At 50.1% G+C, this 25460-nt stretch carries 20 protein-coding genes and 1 tRNA gene; 15 read left to right on the forward strand and 6 right to left on the reverse strand.

The features are described from left to right. The first annotated feature begins 2 nt into the window (after positions 1-2). Both recO and pdxJ read left to right on the forward strand, forming a co-directional pair. Entirely contained in the window at positions 3-698 is a 696-nt protein-coding gene (gene recO / locus KD147_RS15230; RefSeq protein WP_212548396.1) for a DNA repair protein RecO, read from the forward strand. Positions 699-704: 6 nt separating this feature from the next. Next, positions 705-1436: a pyridoxine 5'-phosphate synthase gene (gene pdxJ / locus KD147_RS15235; protein ID WP_212548397.1), complete on the forward strand. Its 732-nt coding sequence runs from the start codon at positions 705-707 to the stop codon at positions 1434-1436. Between the two features lie 668 nt (positions 1437-2104). On the opposite strand, the gene KD147_RS15245 is transcribed toward pdxJ, so the two are convergent. After that, positions 2105-3634, reverse strand: a complete 1530-nt coding sequence (locus tag KD147_RS15245) for a YeeR family protein (protein ID WP_212548414.1) — start codon at positions 3632-3634, stop codon at positions 2105-2107. 911 nt (positions 3635-4545) lie between these two features. Continuing rightward, positions 4546-7305, reverse strand: coding sequence for a two-component sensor histidine kinase BarA (gene barA, locus KD147_RS15250; RefSeq protein WP_212548398.1), 2760 nt, complete (start codon positions 7303-7305; stop codon positions 4546-4548). 80 nt (positions 7306-7385) lie between these two features. Between barA and rlmD the strand changes: the two genes are divergently transcribed. The 5 genes from rlmD to eno all read left to right on the forward strand — a co-directional run bounded on the left by rlmD (position 7386) and on the right by eno (position 14816). Then, positions 7386-8696, forward strand: a complete 1311-nt coding sequence (rlmD, locus tag KD147_RS15255; RefSeq protein WP_212548399.1) for a 23S rRNA (uracil(1939)-C(5))-methyltransferase RlmD — start codon at positions 7386-7388, stop codon at positions 8694-8696. An 8-nt stretch (positions 8697-8704) separates the two neighbouring features. Next, the gene (gene relA, locus KD147_RS15260) at positions 8705-10870 is read left to right on the forward strand and encodes a GTP diphosphokinase (RefSeq protein WP_105254905.1); all 2166 of its coding nucleotides are present in this window, start codon (positions 8705-8707) and stop codon (positions 10868-10870) included. Next, entirely contained in the window at positions 10867-11634 is a 768-nt protein-coding gene (gene mazG, locus KD147_RS15265) for a nucleoside triphosphate pyrophosphohydrolase (RefSeq protein ID WP_212548400.1), read from the forward strand. The genes relA and mazG overlap by 4 nt, the downstream gene beginning before the upstream one ends. A gap of 134 nt (positions 11635-11768) precedes the next feature. Next, entirely contained in the window at positions 11769-13403 is a 1635-nt protein-coding gene (gene pyrG, locus KD147_RS15270) for a CTP synthase (protein ID WP_105254907.1), read from the forward strand. Between the two features lie 120 nt (positions 13404-13523). Next, positions 13524-14816, forward strand: coding sequence for a phosphopyruvate hydratase (eno, locus tag KD147_RS15275; protein ID WP_105254908.1), 1293 nt, complete (start codon positions 13524-13526; stop codon positions 14814-14816). A 116-nt stretch (positions 14817-14932) separates the two neighbouring features. Here eno and mutH read toward each other — a convergent pair whose 3' ends face one another. Then, complete coding sequence (mutH, locus tag KD147_RS15280) at positions 14933-15601, reverse strand: DNA mismatch repair endonuclease MutH (RefSeq protein WP_212548401.1); 669 nt, start codon at positions 15599-15601, stop codon at positions 14933-14935. 424 nt (positions 15602-16025) lie between these two features. Between mutH and rppH the strand changes: the two genes are divergently transcribed. From rppH to KD147_RS15320, 8 genes are all read left to right on the forward strand, one after another. Next, positions 16026-16547 carry an RNA pyrophosphohydrolase gene (rppH, locus tag KD147_RS15285; protein WP_105190562.1) on the forward strand — a complete coding sequence of 174 codons (522 nt, stop codon included), beginning with the start codon at positions 16026-16028 and terminating at the stop codon, positions 16545-16547. Positions 16548-16561: 14 nt separating this feature from the next. Further along, positions 16562-18850 carry a phosphoenolpyruvate--protein phosphotransferase gene (gene ptsP / locus KD147_RS15290; RefSeq protein WP_105190561.1) on the forward strand — a complete coding sequence of 763 codons (2289 nt, stop codon included), beginning with the start codon at positions 16562-16564 and terminating at the stop codon, positions 18848-18850. 57 nt (positions 18851-18907) lie between these two features. After that, entirely contained in the window at positions 18908-19714 is an 807-nt protein-coding gene (locus tag KD147_RS15295) for a sulfite exporter TauE/SafE family protein (RefSeq protein WP_105190560.1), read from the forward strand. Between the two features lie 14 nt (positions 19715-19728). Continuing rightward, the gene (gene lgt, locus KD147_RS15300) at positions 19729-20538 is read left to right on the forward strand and encodes a prolipoprotein diacylglyceryl transferase (protein WP_105190559.1); all 810 of its coding nucleotides are present in this window, start codon (positions 19729-19731) and stop codon (positions 20536-20538) included. A 9-nt stretch (positions 20539-20547) separates the two neighbouring features. Continuing rightward, complete coding sequence (locus tag KD147_RS15305) at positions 20548-21399, forward strand: thymidylate synthase (RefSeq protein WP_212548402.1); 852 nt, start codon at positions 20548-20550, stop codon at positions 21397-21399. 382 nt (positions 21400-21781) lie between these two features. Continuing rightward, positions 21782-22324 carry a FlgO family outer membrane protein gene (locus tag KD147_RS15310; protein ID WP_212548403.1) on the forward strand — a complete coding sequence of 181 codons (543 nt, stop codon included), beginning with the start codon at positions 21782-21784 and terminating at the stop codon, positions 22322-22324. Positions 22325-22340: 16 nt separating this feature from the next. Continuing rightward, positions 22341-23009 carry a FlgO family outer membrane protein gene (locus tag KD147_RS15315; RefSeq protein ID WP_212548404.1) on the forward strand — a complete coding sequence of 223 codons (669 nt, stop codon included), beginning with the start codon at positions 22341-22343 and terminating at the stop codon, positions 23007-23009. A 143-nt stretch (positions 23010-23152) separates the two neighbouring features. Further along, positions 23153-23227: transfer RNA gene (locus tag KD147_RS15320), tRNA-Arg, on the forward strand. Positions 23228-23364: 137 nt separating this feature from the next. Here the strand turns inward: KD147_RS15320 and KD147_RS15325 are convergent. The 3 genes from KD147_RS15325 to KD147_RS15335 form a co-directional block, all read right to left on the reverse strand. Continuing rightward, the gene (locus tag KD147_RS15325; RefSeq protein WP_212548405.1) at positions 23365-24036 is read right to left on the reverse strand and encodes a DUF2290 domain-containing protein; all 672 of its coding nucleotides are present in this window, start codon (positions 24034-24036) and stop codon (positions 23365-23367) included. 7 nt (positions 24037-24043) lie between these two features. Further along, positions 24044-25288, reverse strand: coding sequence for a DEAD/DEAH box helicase (locus tag KD147_RS15330; RefSeq protein WP_212548406.1), 1245 nt, complete (start codon positions 25286-25288; stop codon positions 24044-24046). A gap of 63 nt (positions 25289-25351) precedes the next feature. Continuing rightward, positions 25352-25460, reverse strand: a 109-nt coding sequence (locus KD147_RS15335; protein ID WP_212547736.1) for an IS3 family transposase, incomplete at its 5' end; no start/stop codon positions are given.

Genomic DNA, 25460 nt, shown 5'->3' on the forward strand with positions numbered 1-25460 from the left:
CCATGAACGCGGGCTTTGAGCGCGCCTTTTTACTGCATCGACGGGCCATTAGCGACTCGCAATGGCTAGTCGATTTTGTGGTCGAAAATCGCGGCCTGATGCGCATGATAGCGCGCCTAAGCGGCAAGCAGGCGATCAAGCACAAAGCCCAGTTACAACCCTTCCAAGCGCTCCTTATTCGCTATCAAGGCAATGGCGAGCTCAAATACCTGCAACACTTTGAACTCGATACCGCCTTGGAGCCACTGCGCGGCGACAAGCTCTATTGTGGCTTCTATATGAATGAATTGGCGGCGCGCATCGTCCCCATCAATGAGCCTCTGGAGCAGATATACTCTCTCTATTCCAAGCACTTGCAGGAACTTGCAGGAGCTAAAGATCTGGGTGCCAGTTTACGCTGTTATGAGTTGCAGCTGTTGGAGAGCCTGGGTTATGGCGTTAACTTTGACAGCGACTATCAGGGCGATGCCATTGATGCCAAAGGACAATACGATTACTATCCCGAGCAGGGTTGGGTACGCCAGGCACAGCCGGTGCAGGGTTACGGTTTTAGCGGTGCGCATATTCTCGCGTTTGCCCGTTATGATTTTTGTGAGCCGCAAGTACAAAGGGCGGCGAAGCATTTTTGTCGCTATATACTCAAACCCTTGCTTGGCAACAAACCACTAAAAAGCAGAGAACTATTTAAATCAAGGTAAGGCAGCATGAAAGAGATTCTACTAGGCGTTAACGTTGACCACATCGCCACTTTACGTCAGGCCCGAGGCACCACTTATCCGGATCCGGCCCATGCCGCTGCGGTTGCCGAGCATGCCGGTGCCGACGGGATCACCATTCACCTGCGTGAAGACAGACGTCATATCCAAGACCGTGACGTCTATGTGATGAAAGACACGATTCAAACACGCATGAACCTGGAAATGGCGGTCACCGAAGAAATGCTCGCCATTGCCCTGGAAGTAAAACCGGCCTTTGTCTGCCTGGTGCCGGAAAAGCGTGAAGAGCTGACCACAGAAGGCGGCCTGGATGTAGTCGGGCAGTACGACAAGGTGGCGGATGCAGTAAAACGTTTAAGCGACGCCGGCATTAAGGTGAGCCTCTTTATCGATGCCGATAAAGCGCAAATCGATGCCAGCGTCAAAGCCGGCGCGCCCTATATCGAAATTCACACCGGCGCCTATGCCGATGCCGAAAACGACGCCGAGCAAGCGGCAGAGCTTGAGAGCATCCGCGCTGGCGTGCAATACGCCCACGCCCAAGGCCTAGTGGTTAACGCCGGTCACGGCTTGCACTATCACAATGTAAAGCCTATCGCAGCCATGCCTGAGATTTACGAGCTTAATATTGGCCATGCGATCATCGCCCGTGCCGCCATCGATGGCATGGAAAAGGCCGTACGTGATATGAAACGTTTGATGATCGAGGCTCGCGCTTAGGGTCTTGGAGTCAGACTGCTGACGGCAGTTTTGATATTGAGAGACTTTCTTTGGAAAGCCGGTGGTTATCGCCGGCTTTTTTGTTTTTGTTGAGATCGTGTCGGGTCGCCGACCTCGACTTAGAGGAAATGCTAAGTTCAGCGCTAATAATTCGTCCCTGAAGGAGGGTTCCTGTCGGCATCCATGCCTCCACCTCCTCGCGCTGCGAAGCGGTGCTTCGGTCACTCGTCGCCCCTAAGAACTCCTAGGACACCCCAGCATTTGCTTGTTGCCTGCGCCTGCCCAAGTGGCTAACGCACCCGGCGAAACTCAACGTCCTGTTTCGATTCGCCTAACTTGACCGTCCCCCTCCTCACAGAGTTCGTCGCCTTCAAGCGGCGAGAGTGAAACTATTCACTCTCTTTTATCCGCTTTCAGCCAAGGTCAAGTTGTACTACCCCCTTAGCCATGCTCGGCGCAAATGCACGGGGGCCATACCTGTTACTTCAGAGTTTGCTGATGGGCTGATAAGTGCTAAAAACGGAGATTGGTAACGCCCAGTTAAGGGGTGAAGCACGCAATACCGAAGTTATTGCATGGCACTTCAACGCCGAAATCAACGAATACCAAAAATGCCACGCGTGCTGAATCCCTCTTGAACTGTTTGTTAGCTTTTCACACTTCGAATGCTACGCTGCAGCAAGCTCTTCGATAACCTCACCAGCTTTTTGTATTAACTGCTTATCAGTTGGCAATGATATAACTTTCCTATTTTTAGCTATATCTCTTATCACTGGCTCAAATTCATTTCGCGCAAATCCCTTGCGATCACTTGAGGCATACATATCGCGCAGGAAGTCGGGTACATTGTTTGATTTAAACTCACGAATAACCGTTTCCGCTTCCTCTTCATTTAATAGGTAATCAAACGCGAGTTTTCCAAAAACTTCTTCAACTATTCCTAGCATCTCCTTCGCATCGTCCTCAATAAACTCATCAAGAATAGCTGATGCAGCAGCATTAGCAGCAGTCCCTCCTGCAAAAGCCCCTAATAAACCACCAATAATGCCTCCTGCCGCAGTACCTATTACAGGTATAGCTGAACCTAGAGCTGCCCCTCCAGCAGCCCCAGCCATCCACCCTCCTGTACCTCCCGCTACACCTGAAGCGGTAGATGCAACATTCTTAAATAGTTGCGCCCCAGAACAGCGGCCTTGGAACATGCGAACAAAATCGACAGACGAAATAACTAAAGTTGTGACGACACCCGTAACAATATTTCCGCGCAGAAGCTTGCTGACATGGTTCATTGCTGCGGCTCCATATATTGCATTGCCCGAACGCAGACCATTCGCTATCCAAGCGGCAGCTTTTGGCCCCATTTGTTGAACGACCCAATCCGTAGCACCTCGCAACCCTTGCTCAATTCCTGTTCGACCAAGTTGAGCAGTAATAATACTGCTAACCCAAGCAACACCACCGACTTTTAATCCAACAAAACAAGAAGATTCCAGAGCTTTCTCCCAGTCTTCCCCGTTCCACAAACTGACAGCAAAAGAAACGGCGGCAGAAATACCCATAGCCGTTCCAGCTAATTTGATCCCGTTAACAGCGTCATAGGTTAGACTTTCGATGGTGCCAAATTTTGCAATATTACGCACTTGTTCATAGGTGAAAGTACCCTTTTTGACAATATCTTTAGCCAACTCTGGATCTGTTACGCCTGGAACCTGACCTTTTTTAATTCTGTTTTCCATAGCTTGTACTGCAGAATCATATTTATCAGAAGGAACTTCGATCTGCATAGGGGTACCATCATTGTTCAGATAACGAAAAGTTCCCTCTTCAAAACATTCACTGATACACTTTGATCCAGAATTACAATATTTGGTTTGAATCTTTACGCCATCAACTAATCTATCAGCTCCATTTTTAGCATTATCTCCTCCCACAATTTTGGCATCTTTACCAGTAAAAACATCATATAGATGGTTGGCTTTTTCTGCTGCGAATCCATGTCCTCGACTTGCGCCCAAAATAACATTGTCCGCATAGTTTTCTGAGCTTCCAATCACTCCTGCTGTAGTACCAAGAGCCTCTTCACTTTTAAATTTGGAAGCTCGTTTAAGGTTTTCTCCACCAGATTCGCCAAGTCTCATTTCGGCATATAGGCCGAGTAGCTTGATCAACTTGCATATTTCAAGTTGTTTATTATTCACAAATCTATCCTTGTAGAGCTAACATTTTAGTATTTATGGGACACGTTGTTCGTGTCACATAATCCCTTGTTGAACTGAGGCGCTACCTGCACCTAGCTTGGTGTAGTTTATGCTATGGGAATTTGCTTTTTGAAGCATGAGGGGCAATGACTTGGTTTGCTCAATCCTTTACCTTCTTTTGTGCTTCCCTGCATCGCTCAGTCATGTTTTTTATGTTTCTATTACAGCGCTTCCAGGGCCTATAAGCAACTTTTTTTAAACCGCACAGCCTATCTCATCCCAATCCTGTTAATTAGGTTAGTTCAACAATTTAATATCGAGCGATTGGGTCGTTTTTCTGCCGCAATCTGTCTCGTTTTTGTCCTAAGACCATTGATAGCAAATTTAGGAAGTACTTACCAGCATTGAAGTTAGGCTACATTGCTATAAACCTGGACACGACAAAAACGACCGATTGGGTCGTTTTCCTGACTATGGGAGAAACTCATCGATGATGGATGTATAAACAGTAATTTCGGTGGAAAGACTATATTTCGCTCTTAGCTGTCTAACAGATTGCGATAGCCTTAATTCGAACACAGGTGTATCAGCTTAATCCCCTTACATTGCATCCGAAGCGCGATACGAGAAGAGTAATCGCCAGCACGACGCTGGCGAAAACATGCTCAGGACAGGGAAGGCCTGTGCATGTTGGTTACGTTCATTTCTCGTAGCGGGGTGAGGAAACAATGCAATGTTGGGGCGCCTTGGGGTTCTTAGGGGTGGTTGGCGTAAACCACCCCTAAGGTGTCGTCGCCACCGCGACAAGATCTCAATGCTTAGCGCAAACTAACAGGGAAACCCGCAACTCCGCCAAAAAAAGGGGTTCCAAGGGGCCAGCCCCTTGGGTGTGATGGTAATCACACCATCCGTCACAAGGAGTTGTTCTTCTCCAACCCCGCATCCGTCATCAAATTCCTAAGCTCATCGAGCAACTCCAGCAACTCGGGCTCGATATCATTGATGCTGGCCTGCTCCTTCATGGCCGTTTCAATCAGCTCGGCGAGCTTCTTCAGCTTCGGCACTCCGGTATAACAACAGGCGCCGTGGAACTTGTGAATAATAGACAGCAGGCGCTGATGATCCTTGGCGGCGATGGCGTCTTCTATCAGGCTGGCGGTCTCGGGAATGCTCAGCAACAGCATGTTCAGCATCTCGTGAGCCAGGTCTTCCTTGCCGCCGGCGCGCTGCAGGGCGAGCTCCCAGTTCAGGCCATTGCTGGTAAAGGGCGGTGTGCTTAGGGCGCTTTTATTACCATGGCGCTCACGCAGGCGCTTATGGTCGGCGCCGTGCTCCATCAGCACCTCGCAGAGCATGTCTTCGTCCAAAGGCTTGGTGAGGTAGCTGGCAAAGCCGACTTCCTTAAGCTGCTCCTTCTCGCCAGTTAATGCGTGGGCGGTCACGGCGATGATCGGGGTGTCCTCATTCAAGGAAGACTCGCAAATCAGTTTACAGGCGGTAATGCCATCCATGATCGGCATCTGAATGTCCATAAAGATCATATCGTATTTATGGCTCTTACAGACCTCCACCGCCTGGGCACCATTGTGGGCGGTGTCCAGCTCTTCTACCTGCTCTTCAAGCAGGGCGCAGATCAGTTTCAGATTGGCGTCGTTGTCGTCCACCACCAGGGCTTTTAACGGCAAGCGGTTGGCCTTGCGGTCCTGGGTGTGAATGGTGGGGTGGTCGAGGCGATAAGGCGCCGCCAGCATTTCACAGAACTTGCGATGATTAATGGGTTTGCTGAGACAGCCGTCGGCTCCGCTGCCAACCAGGGCCTCGCGCATATTGTGCGACACCGTATTGAGCAGCAAATAGATATAGTCGCTGTGTGGGCGCACCAGGGTGATCAGCTGTTTCATCAGCGCCATGGACTCGACGCCACCGGCATCCCCAAGCACACAGATATCGAATGTGAAGGAGCCGGTGAGTACCTGCTCGAGCTCTTCCAGGCTGCGGCAGCCGCTCACATGCACACCCCAGGCATGCAAAATGCTGGTGGTGGCCATATAGCTGTGCTCGTTTTGCTCGAAATACAGCACTCGTTTATTGGCCAAGGAGCTACAGGGCAGCTCGCTTTGGAAGTGGTGATCCGGCAGTTTAAACACCGCGTTGAAGGTAAAGCAGGTGCCCTTACCCGGCGCGCTGTTCAAGGTGATGCGTCCGCCCATGGCCTCGACCAGATGCTTGGTGATAATAAGCCCCAGGCCGGTGCCACCAAACTTACGGGTAATGCTGGAGTCGGCCTGGCCAAAGGGGGTAAACAAGGTGTCTTGCTTATCCATGGCGATGCCAACGCCTGTGTCTTTTACCGAGATCAACAAGGAGGTGCGCTCATCGGCCAGCAAACGACTGCTGATATCGATATTGATCTCACCCTGCTCGGTAAACTTAATGGCGTTACTCACCAGGTTAGTGAGGATCTGACGAAAACGGGTCGGATCGCCAAGCAGTTGCTCGGGCACATTGGGGTTTACATGAATCGACAGTTCCAGGTTCTTTTCATGGGCGCCGGGGGCGAGCAGGGTCAGCACCTCGTTCACCGCGTCGCGCAATTGGAACTGAATACTTTCGAGCTCCATGGCGCCGGCTTCAAGTTTGGAAAAGTCGAGAATATCGCTGATGATGCTAAGCAGGCTGTTGGCCGAGGCCTCTATGGTATCCAGGTAATCTTTTTGGCTCTTATTAAGCGGCGTTTTATAAAGCTGGCGGGCAAAGCCGATGACGCCATTGAGCGGGGTACGCAGCTCGTGACTCATCTTTGCCAGGAAGTCCGACTTCACCTTGTTGGCGGCCAGGGCCTCGCGCTTGGCGATATTCAGCTGAATATTCTGAGTCTCGTACTGCTCCAGGGTTTCCTGGTAGTCGGCGGTGGCCTGGTCGATATGACGCTGCATCTCGTCTTTTTCATCGGCCATGTATTCGGTGATACTTACCAAGCCTAAACGCAATTGCTCCAGCTCCCCCTGCATGGCCTGGGTAATGTTTTGCGGCTCTTCGCCGCGGGCGACCTCACCGGTGGCGCGCACCAGACGCGACAGGGGCTGGGTGATCATGCGGCTGAGGCGAATGGAGATCGCCACGGCAAAGCCGATGGCCAACAGGATCACCGCGGCGCTGATCAAAATTGCTTTTTGTTGCTCAATCACCGCGGCCTGGCGGTTAAATTGCACCATCACAGTGCCGGCGGTTTGAAATGGCAGATGGCTTGGGGCATTGGGATCGAGTACGCCGCGATAGAAAATTAAATACTGATCGTCGCGAATGGCCTTGTTCAGGCTTTGATGCACCTCGGGAGGAATATTGGTCAGGCGCTCAAAATTTCGATGCAGATTGCTGGTCACCACCAAAGAATCGCTGGCATCAAAAATGGCCACCGACTTGATCAGCGGCGAGTGCATATTGTGAATGTGTCGGGCAATACGTTCTAAGGCGGCTTTGTCGTTTTTAACTAAGGGTTGCTCAATGGCAATACTTAATGGCTCGATAATGGTGCTGCCTTGCTCAATGAGAAATTCATCCAACTCTAGGTAGCGATTTATAGTAAAATAACCGCCGAGCAATAGACCAATCACCACGGTAGGCACCAAGGTCAGGATCAGGACTGAATCCCGAAGGCCTAGTCGGTTCATAAGCAAACAAATAAATGAGACTGTGTTAAGTTTAGGTTATAGCTTACACCGATCTTTAGCAATGTAAATTAGGGCGGGGCATGGCGAACTTTTTTAAGCCAAGTAAAAAACAAGTTAAAAATCAAACGCAAGAGCTAAGCATCCAGAGCATGGATCACCATGGTCGTGGTGTAGCAAAAAGTAACGGCAAGGTGGTTTTTGTTAACGGCAGCTTAACAGGTGAGCGTGTGCTTGCCCGCATCAGCGCCGATAAGAAGAGTTACGCCGAGGCACAATGCATTAAGGTACTCGAACCCAGTGCGGCGCGAGTGACACCCCCATGCCAGCATTATCAGCAATGTGGCGGCTGTAACTTGCAGCACTTGGAGTTGCAGGCCCAGCTGGATGCCAAACAGCAGGCGGTGGGCGCCTTGTTTGCCAAATTTACCGGTCAAAGCGAATTACCCTGGCAGCGGTCGATAGAAAGTCAGCCCTGGCATTATCGTCGCAGCGCCCGTATCAGCATCTTCCATGATAAGAATCGCGGTCTGCAGGTGGGCTTTCGTCAGCAAGGCTCCAAGCAGATAGTTAACATTGAACACTGCCCGGTGTTGGAGCAGGGCTTTGCCGAGGTTTTTGCCTTCTTTCGCGCCCAGATAAATCAGCATCCGGCGCTGCGCTCCTTGTCCCATTTGCAACTGGTGGCCACAGATGAAAAGCATTACCTAGTTATACGTCACACCAAGGCCATTGCCGATAAGGTGCAGCAATTGGTGGCTGATGCCGCCAAGGAGCATGACTGGTCCCTGGTGTGGCAGCACAGCGCCGAGCAGCGCTTACCGGCGGCCAGCTACCAGATTAAGCAGGGTGACTTGTCCTTGCAGTTTGGCCTGGATAACTTTATTCAGGTGAATGCCGAGGTGAACGAGCAGATGCTGACGCAGGCCATGCAGTGGCTGAACTTAGGCGCCGATGAGCAGGTGCTGGATCTGTTTTGTGGGGTGGGTAACTTCTCCTTATTGGCAGCACAACAGGCAAAAAGAGTGGTCGGTGTTGAGGGCGTTGCCTCGGCTGTGGACTATGCTCAGTTAAATGCCCAGGCTAACGCGCTGGATAATTGCCAATTCCATTGTTTCGATTTAACCGAGCCCTTGGCGCAGGCGAGCTGGTTTGATAAAAACCTCGATGTGTTGCTGCTTGATCCGTCGCGCATGGGCGCCGAGGCCATACTTGCGCAATTACCGCTCAAACAGTTCAAACGCGTCTTGTACGTGTCTTGCGATCCCGTTACTCTGGCGAGAGACAGCAAAACGATACTTGCAGCCGGTTTTACACTTAATAAGCTGGGCATTATGAACATGTTCCCGCACACCGGTCATATCGAAACAATGGCATTATTTACAAGGGGGTAGAGTCCGCCATGGTGGCAACTAGACAGTCGCATCGCACCGATATCGAAAACTTCGACAGCGCTTTAAAGCAGCTGGGGTTAAGTGACGAGAAGTACCAGTTGGTGAAAGCCGCTACCGATTATTGCGGCGAGCTTCGCAATGCCGACAGCGACCGCTTGGCGCTGGAAATGGTGGAAATTCTGGCGCAACTGAATCTTGATGCGACCTCCCTGGCCACCGCCTACCTGACACCGTATTTCCTTGCTGAAAAAATCGCGATTAGTGACGTCAGTGAAGACTTCAATAAAGACGTTGGCCTGTTGCTGACCGGGGTGGAGCAAATGGCCACCATCAGCACCCTGGCTCATGCCTCTAACGGCCAGGTGCAGGTGGATAAGATCCGCCGCATGTTACTGGCCATGGTCGAAGACGTGCGTGCCGTGGTCATTAAGCTGGCGCAGCAGGTGTGTTATTTGCGCGAGGTGAAAAACGCCGACGAAGAAGAGCGGGTCATTGCCGCCAAGGAAACCAGCAATATTTTCGCCCCCTTGGCCAATCGTTTGGGTATAGGCCAATTGAAATGGGAGCTCGAAGATCTCGCGTTTCGTTATTTGCATCCGCAAACCTATAAACGCATCGCCAAACTGTTAGAAGAAAAGCGCCTCGACCGCGAAGAATATATGCGCGACATGGTTAAGCAGGTGCAAACCAAGCTTGATGAAGCGGGCATTAAGGGCGAGGTTTACGGCCGCCCTAAGCATATCTACAGCATCTATAAAAAGATGAGCAAAAAGAACTATGAGTTCGACCAGCTCTTCGATATTCGCGCCATGCGCATCGTGGTAGATAAGATTCAGGATTGTTATGGCGCCCTCGGCGTGGTGCACACCAGCTGGCGTCATCTGCCTAAAGAATTCGACGATTATGTCGCCACGCCAAAACCTAACGGCTATCAGTCCATCCACACCGTGGTCTTTGGTCCTGAAGGCAAAACCGTGGAGATTCAAATTCGTACCGCGCAGATGCACGAGGATGCGGAGCTCGGTGTGGCCGCGCACTGGATGTATAAAGAAGGGGCACTGTCCGGACGCGACAGCGGTTATGAGCAAAAAATCAGTTGGCTGCAAAAAATTCTGCAATGGCAAGAAGAAGTGGTCGACGGCACAGACCTGGCCGATGAACTGAAAAACCAGGTGGTGGAAGACAGAGTCTATGTCTTTACCCCGCGCGGCGATATTTTCGACTTGCCCTATGGCGCCACGCCACTGGACTTTGCCTACTATATTCATTCCAACGTTGGCCATCGCTGCATCGGCGCCAAGGTGTTTGGCAAAATTGTGCCCTTTACCTATCAGTTGCAGACCGGCGATCAGGTGGAAATTCTCACCCAGAAAGAGCCGAACCCAAGCCGCGACTGGTTAAACCCATCCCTTGGCTATATTCGTTCATCACGAGCGCGGGCGAAGATCCATCATTGGTTTAAGCAGCTCGACAGGGATAAAAACCTGCAGGCCGGTAAGGACATACTCGATAACGAGTTGCAGAAGCTGGACCTTACCTACAAGGATCTCGACCCGGCCATTAAGCGCTTTAACTTCACTAATCTGGATGACCTGCTGGTGGCCATAGGCGCCGCCGATGTGCGCTTAAACCAGCTGCTGAACTTTGTGCAAAACAAGGGTGAGCCCGAGCCGCAAATTAAGTTTAAGCAGCCCAGTCGCAATACCAAGGCGGATAAAAACGGCATAGTGGTGGAAGGCGTCGGCTCTCTGATGAGTCATATGGCCGGCTGTTGTGAGCCGGTGCCCGGCGATGCTATCTGTGGTTATATTACCCAGGGCCGCGGCATTGCCGTGCACCGCAGCGACTGTGAGCAATTTGCCACCTTGCAGGAGCGCCACCCGGAGCGCATTGTCGAGGTCAGCTGGTCGGCAAAAACCAGCAGTGATTTTGCCTTGTCTATCAAGGTTGAAGCCAATGACCGTCAGGGGTTGATTCGCGATATCAGTTCGGTGCTGGCCAATGAAAAGGTCAATGTGCTGAGCATGAATGTGAACACGGTGGACGAGAAACAGCTGGCGATTTTCAATATGAAGATTGCGGTGTCGGATTTAAGCAGCACTAACCGCTTACTGACCAAGCTGATGCAAATCGAGGGTGTCTACGACGCCTCTCGTGTGGGAGCGGGCGGATGAGCCACAACGCCGTTGCCGAGCTACAGGCCATCATGGCCAAGTTGCGCTGTCCCGACTCCGGTTGTGACTGGGACTTGGCGCAAACCTTTGAAACCATAGTGCCGCATACCCTGGAAGAAGCCTATGAGGTGGCCGACACTATAGAGCGTGGCGCCTATGATGAGCTCAAGGCGGAACTTGGGGATCTGCTGTTTCAGGTTATTTTCTACAGCCAGCTGGCAAGCGAGCAACAATTGTTTGACTTTAATGCCGTGGTCGCCGAGCTCAATACCAAGCTAAAACAGCGCCACCCTCATATTTTTGCTGATGGCCAAGTCCAGGATAACTGGGAAACCCGTAAGCATCAGGCTCGTCAGGCCAAGGGCCAGCATCATCTGCTCGATGATATTCCCGCCAATCTGCCGGCGCTCAGTGCCGCCAACAAGATTCAAAAACGCGTTGCCGCGGTGGGCTTTGACTGGCCCAGTGTTGATGGTGCCCTGGACAAGGTCGCCGAGGAAGTGCTTGAGGTGCGAGAGGCCATAGACCATGACCCAAATAGCGAGCACTGCGCCGAGGAAATTGGCGATCTGCTGTTTGCCACCGTCAATGTAGCCCGTCATCTTGGTCGCGACCCGGAGCAACTGCTGCGCCAGGCCAACCGCAAGTTTAGTCGTCGCTTTAATGGCGTCGAGGAGCAGCTAACGGCTCAAGGCCTGTGCCTGCAAGACGCCGATTTAGCGCAGATGGAAGCGGCCTGGCAGGCGGTAAAAGGGCAGGAGTAAAGGTGCTCCCAAGGGGGCTTCCAAGGGCGCTTCCTAGGGTGAATTTTAACTGGATTGGCCGAGGGGGGTTTGCTATACTATCGCCCCGTCTTGATTCTATAATTTAATCCATTTCCTGATATCTTAGGGTTCGCATGAGTACAAAATTTATCTTCGTTACAGGCGGGGTGGTTTCCTCGTTGGGTAAAGGTATTGCTGCTGCATCATTGGCAGCGATCTTAGAAGCACGTGGCTTGAAAGTCACAATCTTAAAGCTGGATCCTTATATCAACGTTGATCCGGGCACCATGAGCCCAATTCAACACGGTGAAGTGTTCGTTACCGAAGACGGTGCAGAGACGGACCTTGACCTTGGTCACTATGAGCGTTTCATTCGCACCAAGATGACCAGCCGCAACAACTTCACCCAAGGCCGTGTATACGAAGATGTTCTTCGTCGCGAGCGTCGTGGTGAGTACCTGGGTGCAACCATTCAGGTTATCCCGCACATCACTAACGACATCAAGCGTCGTGTAGTTGAAGGTGCAGAAGGTCATGATATCGCCATCGTTGAGATCGGCGGTACCGTAGGTGACATCGAGTCACAACCTTTCCTAGAAGCCATTCGTCAGCTTGGCACCGAAATCGGCCGCGAGCGCGCCTTGTTTATGCACCTAACGCTGGTGCCATTCTTAGGCCCTGCCGGTGAAGTGAAAACCAAGCCAACTCAGCACTCTGTAAAAGAGCTGCGCTCAATCGGTATTCAGCCAGACATCCTGGTGTGTCGTTCTGCTTGTAAACTGCCAGCAAACGAACGTGCCAAGATTGCCCTGTTTACTAACGTTGAAGAAAAAGCGGTTATCTCGCTACAAGACGTAGACAGCATTTATAAGATCCCGGCGCTACTTAAGTCACAGGATCTGGACAACATCATTTGTCGTCGTTTCTACCTGGATTGCCCGGAAGCGGATCTATCCGAGTGGGAACAAGTACTTTACCAAGAGTCGAACCCCACTGGTGAAGTGACTATCGGTATGGTGGGTAAATACATCGAATTACCGGATGCCTATAAGTCGGTTAACGAAGCCCTGAAGCATGCCGGTTTGAAAAACCGTCTTACCGTGAACATTCAGTACGTTGATTCACAAGACATTGAAAGCAAGGGCGTTGACCTGCTTAAAGGTCTTGATGCCATCTTAGTACCTGGCGGCTTCGGTGGTCGTGGTGTTGAAGGCAAGATCATGGCGGCCAAGTATGCCCGTGAAAATAAGGTGCCTTACCTGGGTATCTGTTTAGGTATGCAGGTGGCGCTAATTGAATACGCGCGTAACGTAGCCGGTCTTGAAGGCGCGAACTCAACCGAGTTCGATGCTAACTCGGCGCACCCTGTAGTGGGTCTGATCACCGAGTGGCTTGATAAAGACGGTAATGTTGAAGTACGTGACGAAGCGTCGGATTTAGGTGGCACCATGCGTCTTGGCGCTCAGCTGTGTCATCTGAAAGAAGGTTCAAAGGTACGTGAGGTGTATGGCAGTGATCAAGTTGTTGAGCGTCACCGCCACCGCTATGAAGTGAACAACAACTATGTTGAGCAGCTTGAGCAAGCGGGTCTTGAGTTCACCGGTCTCTCCGAAGATAAAAAGCTGGTGGAAATCATTGAAAACAAAGATCACCCTTGGTTTATTGCGGCGCAATTCCACCCGGAATTCACCTCTACGCCACGTGATGGTCACCCACTATTTGAAGGTTTCGTGGCGGCTGCACACAGCTTCCAGAAGCAATCTTCGTAATCGATCGTATTAAGCCGTGCCCATGCACGGCTTTTTCGTTTTTATACCCCTTGCCCAGAGGTGCCGAGAAAGGCCCCGGGGGAGGGAGTACTAAACCTGGGACAAGAGGAATCAATCGAGATGTCAGAAATTGTTAAAGTGATTGGCCGTGAAGTTATGGACTCACGCGGTAACCCAACTGTTGAAGCCGAAGTTTACCTAGCCAGTGGTGCTTGGGGTCGTGCTTGTGCACCTTCAGGTGCTTCAACCGGTACACGTGAAGCCCTTGAGCTACGCGATGGCGACAAGAGTCGTTACCTGGGCAAGGGTGTATTGAAGGCCGTGGGTTATGTAAATAACGAAATCGCCACCGCCCTTAAAGGCCAAAATGCCCTTGAGCAGCGTGCAATCGATAACATCATGCTTGAGCTTGATGGCACCGAGAACAAAGAAAAACTGGGTGCAAACGCCATCCTGGCCGTATCGCTAGCGAACGCTAAAGCGGCAGCTCAGGACAAGGGTGTTGAGCTATTCGAACACATCGCCGACATCAATGGTACATCTGGTCAGTATTCAATGCCTGTGCCTATGATGAACATCATCAATGGTGGTGAGCACGCGGATAACAACGTTGATATCCAAGAGTTTATGGTTCAGCCGGTCGGCGCTCCTAGCTTCACCGAAGCGCTACGCATGGGTGCGGAAATCTTCCACAGCCTGAAAAAAGTACTAAGCGCACGCGGCCTAAACACGGCGGTAGGTGACGAAGGTGGTTTCGCACCTGACCTTAAGTCAAACGAAGAAGCCCTGGAAGTGATCGCTGAAGCGGTTGCTGCTGCCGGTTACGAGCTAAACAAAGACGTAACCCTAGCGCTAGACTGTGCCTCTTCTGAGTTCTACCACGATGGTAAATACGACCTTAAAGGCGAAGGCAAGGTATTCGACTCGGCTGGTTTTGCCGACTTCCTTGCCGACCTAGCGGCACGTTACCCTATCGTTTCAATCGAAGACGGCCTGGACGAAAGCGACTGGGCGGGTTGGAAAATTCTAACCGATAAGATTGGCGACAAGGTACAGCTAGTGGGCGACGATCTATTCGTAACCAACACTAAGATCCTTAAGCGTGGTATCGACGAGAACATTGGTAACTCTATCCTTATCAAGTTCAACCAGATCGGTTCACTGTCTGAGACGCTTGATGCAATCAAGATGGCTAAAGACGCTGGCTTTACTGCGGTTATTTCACACCGCAGTGGTGAAACCGAAGACGCGACTATCGCCGACCTTGCGGTAGGTACTGCGGCTGGCCAGATCAAAACTGGTTCACTATGTCGTTCTGACCGTGTAGCTAAGTACAACCAGCTACTACGCATCGAACAACAACTTGGTGACAAAGCGGTTTATAAAGGCCGTTCTGAAATCAAAGGCCAATAAGCGCAGCTTATTTAGCCGAGAAAAAACCGCGGTCTTACCGCGGTTTTTTTATGCCTGTTTATTGCCGCCCTTGAGGGAAGCTTTGGCATGCCTACTGGCAAGCCTGAGGACTAGCCTTACGGCTGAAACTGCTGGGCGAGGATCTGCCGGGTAAACTGGGTTTTTAAATAAAAGCCCCGAGGCAGGGTTTGAATGCGCTCGCCATTTTTGCCTATGGCAGCGGTCAGGGCCTTGCTGTTGGCGGCCTTGGGGCGCAGTTGTAAGACCTCGCCAAAATGGCCATTAACCTGCTCAATCTGCCCCAGGGCTACCATCTCGGTGAGCTCTTCCCAATCTCGTTTCAGCTGGGCGAACTGCCGCGCATTGGGCTGCCATAAAAAACCACTGCCGATAACCCGCTCCACCACGGGGATATCGCGCTCGGCGAGAATCGGCAGCCATAACACATGACAGAGTTTTTTATACACGGTACTTTGCTCGAAACTCAGCCCGGTCACCTGGGTGAGGGGGGCGACGCTGACAAAGGTGGTTTCCAGCGGCGTGCCCTGATAGGAAATAGGCAGGGTTTTTAATTCCACGCCAAGGGCGGGAAAGTCCGGCTCTGGTAAAGAGCCCGCGGTAGCCCCCAGCACATATTCCAACAGTTGCCCAACCCAACCTTTTTCCCGCTGCAAATGTTCGGGGGTTTTAAAACCGTATTGCTGGGCAAGGTCGCCCAGGGTCATGCCGGCAATGGCATCGACGCGCTGGCGCAGTTGTGCAAGGTTTGAAGGTGGAGAAATCATAGCTACTCGATAAGGGCCCTGGAGGTCTGATTGTAACAAAGGGGCGTGCCGTTAGGTACAGGGAATCTGGGTGTTGTTATTTTGAGCAGAAAAAATCGGGTGCTTTTTTGCTCACCCATTTGCTTTGATTTTATTTGTAATGCATTGATTTTAATGGTTTATTTTTATAGTTGTTAAGATTTTATACAATTGGCATGATGTTTTAATCCACAAAATACAGATGTATGAACATATTTATCCACAGAATCTGTGGAGAAGTGCGGTTTTAAACCTGCTTATTGTGGATTTGTTTTATTTTTATCCGTAGTTATTAAAAGTTATGCACAACATGTGAGTAACTTGGTGTTAGTTGCGAATATTATTTGCTGTCAATTGGCGATTGTGGAACAATCGATAAAAATCGACTTACAAAAGAGGCACTAAGGTGATTGATGCCGAAGGTTTTCGTGCCAATGTCGGAATCGTAATCTGTAATAACCAAGGCCAGGTATTTTGGGCCCGCCGTTACGGCCAGCATTCTTGGCAATTTCCGCAGGGCGGAGTGGACGATGGTGAAACGCCAGAGCAAACCATGTACCGCGAACTGCATGAAGAAGTGGGACTGCTTCCAGAAGATGTCGAGGTTATCGCCAGCTCGCGTCATTGGCTGCGTTATAAGTTACCGAAACGGTTAATTCGCCGTGATTCGACCCCGGTTTGTATTGGCCAAAAGCAAAAATGGTTCCTGCTTAAACTAAAATGCAAAGATGAAGACGTAAACTTACTTAAAACCCATCATCCGGAGTTTGATGATTGGCGTTGGGTGAGTTACTGGTATCCGGTGCGCCAGGTCGTGGCCTTTAAGCGCGATGTATACCGCCGGGTAATGAAAGAGTTCGCCCCTATTGCGATGCCATTTAATCGCAAGGAGTCATCGCCACAGGGGCAGTGGCGTAACCGCCGTTAAGGAGAGTTTTCATTATGCTTGCCATCATGCGCGCTATTGTCGAGCAAGTTGCTCAACAGCCGAACTTGGAAAGCGCGCTTATGGTGTTTGTCAGCCAGGTCAAAAAGGCGATGAAGACCGAGTGCTGTTCGATCTACTTTGCCGATTACAGCCAGGATAACTTTGTCTTGATGGCCACAGATGGCCTCAACCCCGCCGCCGTGGGGCAATTTCGCCTCGGCTTTACCGAGGGCCTGGTGGGCTTGGTGGCTCAGCGTGAAGAGCCTATCAACCTTGCCTATGCCAAATCTCACCCGCACTTTATAACCTCAGATCTTGTCAAAGAAGATCAATACAACGCCTTTTTATCCGTGCCCGTGGTGCATCAAAAGCGGGTGCTTGGGGTTATTGTGGTTCAGCAAGCTGCAGCCCGGGTGTTTAGCGAGGACGAAGAATCGTTTTTGATCACCCTATCGGCGCAACTGGCACCGCAACTGGCCGATGCACAAATACAAACCCTGTTGCAGCAGGACGATCTTAGCCATCGCTCCACTATGTTAAAGGGGATCTCCAGCTCCGGTGGCATCGCCCAGGGGGATGCCTATGTGGTGCTGCCCAAGGTTGACTTCTCTTCCGTGGAGATGCGCAAGGAGCAAGACAAGCTCAAACAAAAGCAGTTGTTTTTACAGGCGGTAGCCGCTACCCGCAAGGAGTTCAGTACCTTAGCGGTGTCGATGCAAGGGCACTTGCCAAGCGAGGCGGTGGCGGTTTTTGAAGTGTATTTGCAATTACTCGATGCTCGCAGCCTTGGCCGCGATGTGGAGCGGGAAATCGCCGAGGGCTGGTGTGCTAAAAGTGCCTTAAAGCGGGTGATTGAACGCCTGGTGCAGCAGTTCAATGACATGCAGGATCCTTATATCAAGGAGCGTGCCGTCGATGTGAAAGACATTGGTCTGCGGGTGCTGTTTCACCTGCTTAATACCGAAAAGGCGACTAAGCCGTATCCGCAGAATACCATTTTAGTGGCGCACACCCTGACCCCGGCCATGCTGGCGCAGGTGCCCAAAGAGCGTCTGAAAGGGGTGGTGAGTGTGCACGGTGCCGCCAACTCTCATGCTTCTATTTTGACTCGGGCGCTGAATATCCCCACCGTTTGGGGTATTAACGATATTCCGCTGTTGCAGTTCGATAACAAAGAGCTGATCATCGATGCCTATGCCGGGCGGGTGTACCTTAGTCCCAGTGAGGCGCTGAAAAAAGAATACGCGCAAATTCAGCACCGCGATGCCAAATTACACGACCAGTTTGAGTCCGAATACCACCTGCCTTCGACCACCCCGGATGGCAAGGCCATCGACCTGATGCTTAATGCCGGTCTGGATCTACAAACCGAGCTCGACAGCGCCCGCTATTGCGACGGCGTGGGCCTGTATCGCACCGAATCCTGGTTTATGCAAAAAGGCACTTTTCCATCGCAGCATGAGCAGGAGCAATGGTACCGTCAGGTACTGAGCAGCTACCATCCCGCCCCGGTAACCATGCGTACCTTGGATATTGGTGGTGATAAGGCGCTCGATTACTTTGATATTCAAGAAGAGAACCCCTTCCTGGGATGGCGCGGCATTCGCGTTAGCCTGGATCATCCTGAGCTGTTTATTGATCAGTTGAAGGCCATGATCAAGGCGAATTCCGGCCTTGGAAATCTCCGTATATTGCTGCCCATGATCAGTGAGGTCGGGGAGGTCGATGAATCCTTATCCCTGCTTGAGCGTGCCTATTACGAATTACAGCAGGACTTTCCCCACGAATTCAGCTACATCGACAAACCCCTGGTCGGGGTCATGATCGAGGTGCCATCGAGTATCTATTTGCTGCATGAGTTTGCCGCCAAGGTGGACTTTTGCTCGGTCGGCTCCAATGACCTCACTCAGTATCTGCTGGCGGTGGACAGAGCCAACTCTCGGGTTGCCAATTTGTTCGACTGTTACCATCCGGCGGTGCTGCGCGCCCTCAACAGTATTGCCGAGCAATGCCAGGCGGCCAATTTTCCCTTTAGCCTGTGCGGTGAATTAGCCGGTGAGCCAGAGGGAGCCATCTTATTGATAGCCATGGGCTTTGACAGTTTGAGTATGAACTTTAGCGCACTGCACAAGGTGAAGTGGGTGATCCGCCGCGTCGGCCTTAAGGCTTGTAAGCAATTATTGGCACAGTGTTTAAGCGCCGCCAATGCCAAACAGGTGCATCGTTTAGTGCGGGATTTCATGCTTGAACAGGGCCTGGGGCAATTGCTGTATCGACAAAAAGACGATGATGGCAAGCAATGAAATCCTCTTTATAACCTGATATATTAGCGATATAAGAAAACAGAATAAGTAAAATACATGGCAGATCTTATTTGGCTTTTTATCTTGTGCACGGTGCTAGGAAGCGTGGTGGGTTTTCTCGCCGGTCTGTTAGGCATAGGTGGTGGCCTGCTTATCGTACCCGCGCTCAGTGCGCTGCTGGTGCATTTTAATGTCACCGATGTCGAACATGTATTAGTAATAGCCATTGCCACCTCACTGGCCTCGATTTTATTTACGTCCACGTCCTCGGCCCTGGCTCATCATCGCAACCGCAATGTGCCCTGGGAAGTGGCGCCTGCGGTGCTGTTTGGTGTGTCTACCGGCGCCTTGATCAGCGGCTTTATGGCCAGCTATATTCCCCAGCAGGGACTGAAAACCATTTTTGCCGTTGCGGTAATCTTTATCGCCATGCGTATGATCTATTCCAGCCATAGGGCGACCAGCACTCGCCCCATGCCATCGAACCCTGTGGTGGCCGGTTCAACGTCTCTATTGGGCGCTTTGTCCGGACTTATCGGTATCGGCGGCGGCGCCCTTATCGTACCCTTGCTGAACTACTTTTCCGTGGATATGAAAAAAGCCATTGGCTGCGCCGCGGTGAGCGGTATTGCCATTGCGCTGTTTGGCTGCTTGGGGTACATTGCCTCCGGGTGGCAGGTGCAGAACATCAGCGACGGCTTTGTCGGTTTTGTTTATGTTCCGGCGCTGGCCGGCATTGTCGCGACCTCTTGGTTTACGGCGCCCTATGGTGCGCGCGCTACGCACTATTTACCCGTTTCACATATTAAAAAAATCTTCGCCTTACTGCTGGTGATCATCGCCTTACGTATGGTGTTTAGCTAGGCAAAAATAAAATTATGGCTTTAGAATTTCCACAAATTGACCCGGTGATTTTCGAAGTAGGGCCGCTGGCCGTACGCTGGTATGGCTTAATGTACTTAGTTGGCTTTGTTCTGGCCATGTGGTTGGCAAACCGCCAGGCCGCCAAACCCGGATCGGGGTGGACCAAAGAAGAAGTCAGCGACCTATTATTTTACGGTATGCTCGGGGTGATCCTCGGGGGCCGTTTGGGTTATGTATTCTTTTATCAATTTTCCTATTTCCTTGAAAACCCACTTTATTTATTCCGTATAGATCAGGGCGGCATGTCCTTCCACGGCGGTACACTTGGGGTGATCGCCGCCATATTTTGGTTTGCCAAATCACGGGGTAAATCGTTTTTCGCCGTGGGTGACTTTGTTGCGCCTCTGGTTCCCCTTGGTCTGTTGGCCGGGCGCATTGGCAACTTTATTAATGGCGAGCTGTGGGGGCGTACTTCGGATGTGCCTTGGGCCATGGTGTTCCCGACCGGCGGACCAGAGCCTCGTCACCCGTCACAATTATACGAAGCATTTTTTGAAGGCCTGGTGCTGTTCTTAATATTGCAGTGGTTTATTAAAAAGCCGCGTCCGGCGGGCAGCGTATCCGGAGTCTTCTTACTCGGTTATGGTACCTTCCGCTTTGCCATTGAATACTTCCGCGAGCCGGATGCTCATTTAGGTTTATTGGGCGGCATTATGTCCATGGGGCAGATTTTATCCCTGCCTATGATTATCCTCGGTGGTGCGTTTATCTTCTGGGCGCACAGCAAAGCAGATAACGCTGGCGCACCGGCAGCGAAAAAATAAGAGGCAAGCATGAAACAGTATTTAGACTTATGTCGTCGCATCGTCGACACCGGCACCTGGGTGGAAAATGAGCGTACCGGGATCCGTTGTTTGACCGTGATTAATGCGGACTTGGAGTACAATGTTGCCGCCAACGAATTTCCACTGATCACTACCCGTAAAAGCTTTTTTAAGGCGGCCATTGCCGAACTGCTTGGCTATTTGCGTGGCTATGACAGTGCCGCCCAGTTTCGCGATATTGGCTGTAACACCTGGAATGCCAACGCCAACGAAAACCAGGCCTGGTTGAACAACCCCCATCGTCGCGGTGAAGACGATATGGGCCGGGTATACGGCGTTCAGGGGCGCAGCTGGCAAAAGCCCGACGGCACGCATCTGGACCAGTTAAAGAAGGTGGTTGATAACCTCAGTCGTGGTGTCGATGACCGCGGTGAAATCATCACCTTTTATAATCCCGGCGAGTTTGAACTGGGTTGTTTGCGCCCTTGCATGCACACTCACACCTTCTCCTTGTTGGGCGACACCTTGCACCTGACCAGTTATCAGCGCTCTTGTGATGTGCCCCTGGGTTTAAACTTCAACCAGATCCAGGTCTTTACCCTGTTAGCCTTGGTGGCCCAGATCACGGGTCATAAGCCGGGCATGGCCTATCACAAAATCGTTAATGCCCATATTTATGAAAATCAGCTTGAGCTGATGCGTGACGTACAGTTAAAGCGTGAGCCATTCCCTTCGCCGCAACTGCACATTAACCCTGAGATCAAATCCCTGGAAGATTTGGAAACCTGGGTGAGCACCGACGACTTTGAAATCTCCGGCTACCAGCATCATGACGCTATCCGTTACCCCTTCGCGGTGTAACCCAACTAACCAATCCTGTTGCCGCTCCGTTCAAGGGGCGGCAAGCATCCGCCGCTACCGAGTCTCTTAGACAAAAACACTCGCCAATAACTTGGCGTCTTATATAGCCAACGAAAGGCGTAAGCTGGGCCATACTCGGCGGATCTAACCCTAAGGATTACGTTAAGAGTTCCTCTGCCTGGGCGGTTTTTCACAGCACCAGCTGTTGTTTTCGCATGGCGCACAGCATCCACCTCTTTAGACGACCTAGATGACATCTTGGCGCTGATTTTGCTTAACAGCTTATAGAGAGTAATTCTACGGGTGAATGATGCGATACCTAATTCTATCTGCAACGTTAGTGCTAACTGCCTGCGCACAGTCTGAGCAAAGTACTCAGCAAATGAATGACCAGACGCAAGCCGGGCAACTGTCGGCACAGGCGATACATGGCCATACGCAACGCTTGGCCGAGCAACTGCTGGCGCGTATTCATGGCAATGAAGCGCGCCAGGGCGAACTGCACTTAAGCGGGCGTATCGCCGTGGGCACCTTTTTGCCCATTAAACAACTGGAGCATGACTCGCAGCAACCCAAGCAGCATGATCTCGGCCTGCAGTTGCAAGACGGGCTGGTTACCTTGATGACGCAAGCAGGATTCCAGGTGGTCGACTTTAAGCAAAGCGACGGTATTTATATGCAGACGGAGCAGGATAAGATGCTGAGCCGTGATGTTATGCGTTTAACGCAGCGTCATAACCTGGATTATTACCTAACCGGCACCTTGTTGCGCCAAGAGGACAGCTATGTGGTGAATGCGCGGCTGATCAAACTCGATACGCAGCAGGTGGTGGCAGCGGCGACGGACTATATCCCCGCCAACGTGATGTGGCCCGAGCAAAAGAGTATATTGCGTCACGGTCAGATCCACAGAAAAGAATACTAGACCCTAGGAGAAAGGAATGAACAAGCTAGCACTGACGTTAGCCTTGGCTGCACTGGCCGGTTGTGCCCAGCAGCATGGCATAGCTAACGCCGATACCGCCAGCACTCAAGTTGAGGGCAACGAAGGAGAAGCCAATCCTAGGTTGCATGTGGACAAGGCCTTTTTCCAAGGTGAACGCACCTATTACCCGCAGCCGCAGCTTAACGCGCAAAGCAAAACCATTAACGTCTATATTCAGGAGCTGGCCCAGGAGCTGGCGGTCAACCTGGATCAGGCGTCGATAACGACGGCGCTGGCGGTGACCACCTTTACCTATGTCGATAGCGATTTAAATCAGGGCAGTTTGCTGGGCAATCATGTCGCCGAGTCCTTGATGCACGAGCTTCATCAACTGCGGGTGCCGGTTATCGATTTTAAGCTGACCAGGCATATTCGCGTAACGCCTGAGGGTGACTTTGCCTTAAGCCGCGATTACCTGGAGCTGGAAAGTGCCACGGCGGCTCAGTACCTGCTGACCGGCACCTTGACCGACAGCAATGACGGGGTCCTGGTAAACGCCCGCATCGTCGCAGTGCAAAGTCGAACCCTGGTGGCCAGTGGGCAAATCTTACTGCCAGGCAGCACAGTAATGGCGCTGCAATCGCGACAAGTCGAAGAAGAGACAGGGGTATTATTAAAAAACTAGCCTAACGGGTGTAAGTAAGGGGTGCAGATAGCGCATCAACAATGAGCACTTGAGGTGAGGAATAACCGCTTAATCCCAATGAATGGGCTTGATTATCAAATACCTAGCTTTATAATCAACCCAGGGTCAGCAGACCCTGGGTTGGCCCCTTAGTTAAATGGATATAACAGCCCCCTCCTAAGGGGTAGTTGCAGGTTCGATTCCTGCAGGGGCCGCCAATAAAATCAATTGGTTACATTTTTACCTTATAAAGAATCAAATTATTTGTAGCTAATTTGTAGCTCATTTAAATAGCATCAGTGAACGTCTGTTAAGGCTATATCTGTAAAGTAACCCTGCAACTTGAACCCAAGCGTTAGTTGGATAGATAGTAATTTGACTCTGGGTGAACTTCTACATTTAAGTACTTTTTTAAATGAAAGGTTTTATCTTGTTTGTATTGAGCCTTTGCAGTCAAATCTGAATACTCTTTGAAATTTAACTTACTTACAATCCAGTCAAAAAAAATGAAAGGATTTAATAGCTTTTCACTATCTATTCTGATGTCATTTATTGCTCCAACTTGCAAGTGACACTTGGAGTGACTATCAACTTTTGAGTCATAATCTAATCTGATATGAGATGTATTAACTACATCAATTCCTTTATCCACCCAACTTTCAACTCCAAAGAAAAGATCCTCCATTATATCTAATCCACTTTCTTCAGCGCTTTCCAATATGTCATTGTATGCATTAGAAATTTTTAGTGGCACAGGGTAATAAGCTAATTTAGCTTTAGTTATCTCCTGTCCACTTATTTCATAAAACATTTGTATAAATGATTTATCGAATAATAAAAAAGAGTACTGTTTACTATCTATTAGTTTTTGGTATTCGCTCCCATACACTGTTTTTGAAAAAATACCAGCTCTATAGTTCGGCCAAGTTATCTGGCTGTTCTCTTTAATATGGTTGGACTCTAATAGAATAGAACTATAATGAGAGTTAATATCTCTTAAAGCTCTCTCGATGTACTGAAAATCCATTTTATAGTCACTCTATATCTAGCCGTTGTTGTAAAAACTCTCTCAGTAGTTCAGGGTTTTCCCTACTCAAACGCTCTAGAACATCTTGATCCTCTTCATTCACGGAAGATGACTTTGAAAGGAGAAGTCTTCTTCTGGCTATATCAGCATCATTTGGGCGAATGTATTCAAACTTAGGAAGTTCAGCTGTGACCGAGTTAATCTCATTTTCAAGCTCTCTCATTGAGTCGCCATAGCCTGTCACATAGCACCACCCTCTAGACCTTGTCATTGCAACGAAGAAAGAGTTTCTCATTTTAAAGCTAAAATCACTTGTAACTCCCTGACAGTTAGCCACAAAAACAATATTCGTCTCATTTCCTTTCGCTCGAAACGGGGTAGTTAGCACCACACAGCCTTCTTCATAAAAGTGCCTATTAGACTCTATATAGCCCGGCATAATCGCTTTGATACCAAATTGGTTTAAGCCAGATCTAACGCTTTTTAGGAAGTTTTCTGAATTTCTAGTATCAAGAGTTATAACGAATATTTCGTGGGCTTTGACTCCTTCTTCCTGTATTAGTCTGTTGATTTTATTTACTATATAGGCAGCTTCTTCTTGAATGTTTTGGTAGCAGTTTACATTTATTAGCTTTTCAACTTGGCCACCGTTTTCTTTGATTAATTTTTCTAGTGAGTTCAAGCTGTTACTTTCGAGTCTCTCAACCTCTACTCTATCACCGGCTACAATTAGTTCTTTTCCTTGGGGAGAGTTTACTTTGTAACCCAGTGCTTCCCAATCTCTTACCCTATCGACACTATCGACAACCCCACTTCGTCTTTTAACACCCAAGGCTATTCCGTGCGCTACCATAAGTATATTTCTGGGGTTCCGGTAGCAGTTTGGAAGGATGAAATCTTTACTAACCCCCCCTTGATACTCACCACTGAGGGCTTCTTCATCAAATCTAAATTGACCATCTGAACTTTTACCAAATAACTCATGGAACTCCCTGATTTTAAGTTCTCTAAGTGATTGGAAGTCATCATAGGCTACAATAATTCGTTTGGGATCTTTCGTTATTTTATATACAATTTCAAAGACTTTGTTGGGAAAATCTTGGGCCTCATCGATAAGAACTAAGTCATAGATTGGTTCAAAGTTATCACCAATTCTTTCATCAAGGTGAGTAAATATGGAATCTAGCTGATCCCTGCCTCTGGGAATATCTCTTAAAGTTAGAGGTCTAATTCCGTAGCTATCACAAAGCATCGAATATAAACCTCGACCCGTGGTTCTGCCTCCCCATGCATGGAGTGAATCGCCACCGCTAATCTAGACACGTTTCAGCCGTTCTTGGTAACGGTTCTCATACTCTACTGGTGATAGCAAATCATTGGAACCATGTTTTCGTTTGCTATTATAAAACATCTCTATGTAATCA

It is taken from the genome of Pseudoalteromonas sp. BDTF-M6 (genome assembly GCF_018334135.1).
In the GTDB taxonomy this organism is placed as follows: Bacteria; Pseudomonadota; Gammaproteobacteria; order Enterobacterales; family Alteromonadaceae; genus Pseudoalteromonas.

Bases quoted from the DNA above. Each gene is read 5' to 3' on its own strand.
- barA (WP_212548398.1), bottom strand. From the start codon at position 7,305: ATGAACCGACTAGGCCTTCGGGATTCAGTCCTGATCCTGACCTTGGTG.
- KD147_RS15295 (WP_105190560.1), top strand. From the start codon at position 18,908: ATGGCAGATCTTATTTGGCTTTTTATCTTGTGCACGGTGCTAGGAAGC.
- mazG (WP_212548400.1), top strand. From the start codon at position 10,867: ATGAGCCACAACGCCGTTGCCGAGCTACAGGCCATCATGGCCAAGTTG.
- pdxJ (WP_212548397.1), top strand. From the start codon at position 705: ATGAAAGAGATTCTACTAGGCGTTAACGTTGACCACATCGCCACTTTA.
- relA (WP_105254905.1), top strand. From the start codon at position 8,705: ATGGTGGCAACTAGACAGTCGCATCGCACCGATATCGAAAACTTCGAC.
- eno (WP_105254908.1), top strand. From the start codon at position 13,524: ATGTCAGAAATTGTTAAAGTGATTGGCCGTGAAGTTATGGACTCACGC.
- KD147_RS15325 (WP_212548405.1), bottom strand. From the start codon at position 24,036: ATGGATTTTCAGTACATCGAGAGAGCTTTAAGAGATATTAACTCTCAT.
- lgt (WP_105190559.1), top strand. From the start codon at position 19,729: ATGGCTTTAGAATTTCCACAAATTGACCCGGTGATTTTCGAAGTAGGG.
- mutH (WP_212548401.1), bottom strand. From the start codon at position 15,601: ATGATTTCTCCACCTTCAAACCTTGCACAACTGCGCCAGCGCGTCGAT.
- KD147_RS15330 (WP_212548406.1), bottom strand. From the start codon at position 25,288: ATGCTTTGTGATAGCTACGGAATTAGACCTCTAACTTTAAGAGATATT.
- ptsP (WP_105190561.1), top strand. From the start codon at position 16,562: ATGCTTGCCATCATGCGCGCTATTGTCGAGCAAGTTGCTCAACAGCCG.
- KD147_RS15310 (WP_212548403.1), top strand. From the start codon at position 21,782: ATGAATGACCAGACGCAAGCCGGGCAACTGTCGGCACAGGCGATACAT.
- rlmD (WP_212548399.1), top strand. From the start codon at position 7,386: ATGGCGAACTTTTTTAAGCCAAGTAAAAAACAAGTTAAAAATCAAACG.
- recO (WP_212548396.1), top strand. From the start codon at position 3: ATGAACGCGGGCTTTGAGCGCGCCTTTTTACTGCATCGACGGGCCATT.
- KD147_RS15305 (WP_212548402.1), top strand. From the start codon at position 20,548: ATGAAACAGTATTTAGACTTATGTCGTCGCATCGTCGACACCGGCACC.
- KD147_RS15315 (WP_212548404.1), top strand. From the start codon at position 22,341: ATGAACAAGCTAGCACTGACGTTAGCCTTGGCTGCACTGGCCGGTTGT.
- pyrG (WP_105254907.1), top strand. From the start codon at position 11,769: ATGAGTACAAAATTTATCTTCGTTACAGGCGGGGTGGTTTCCTCGTTG.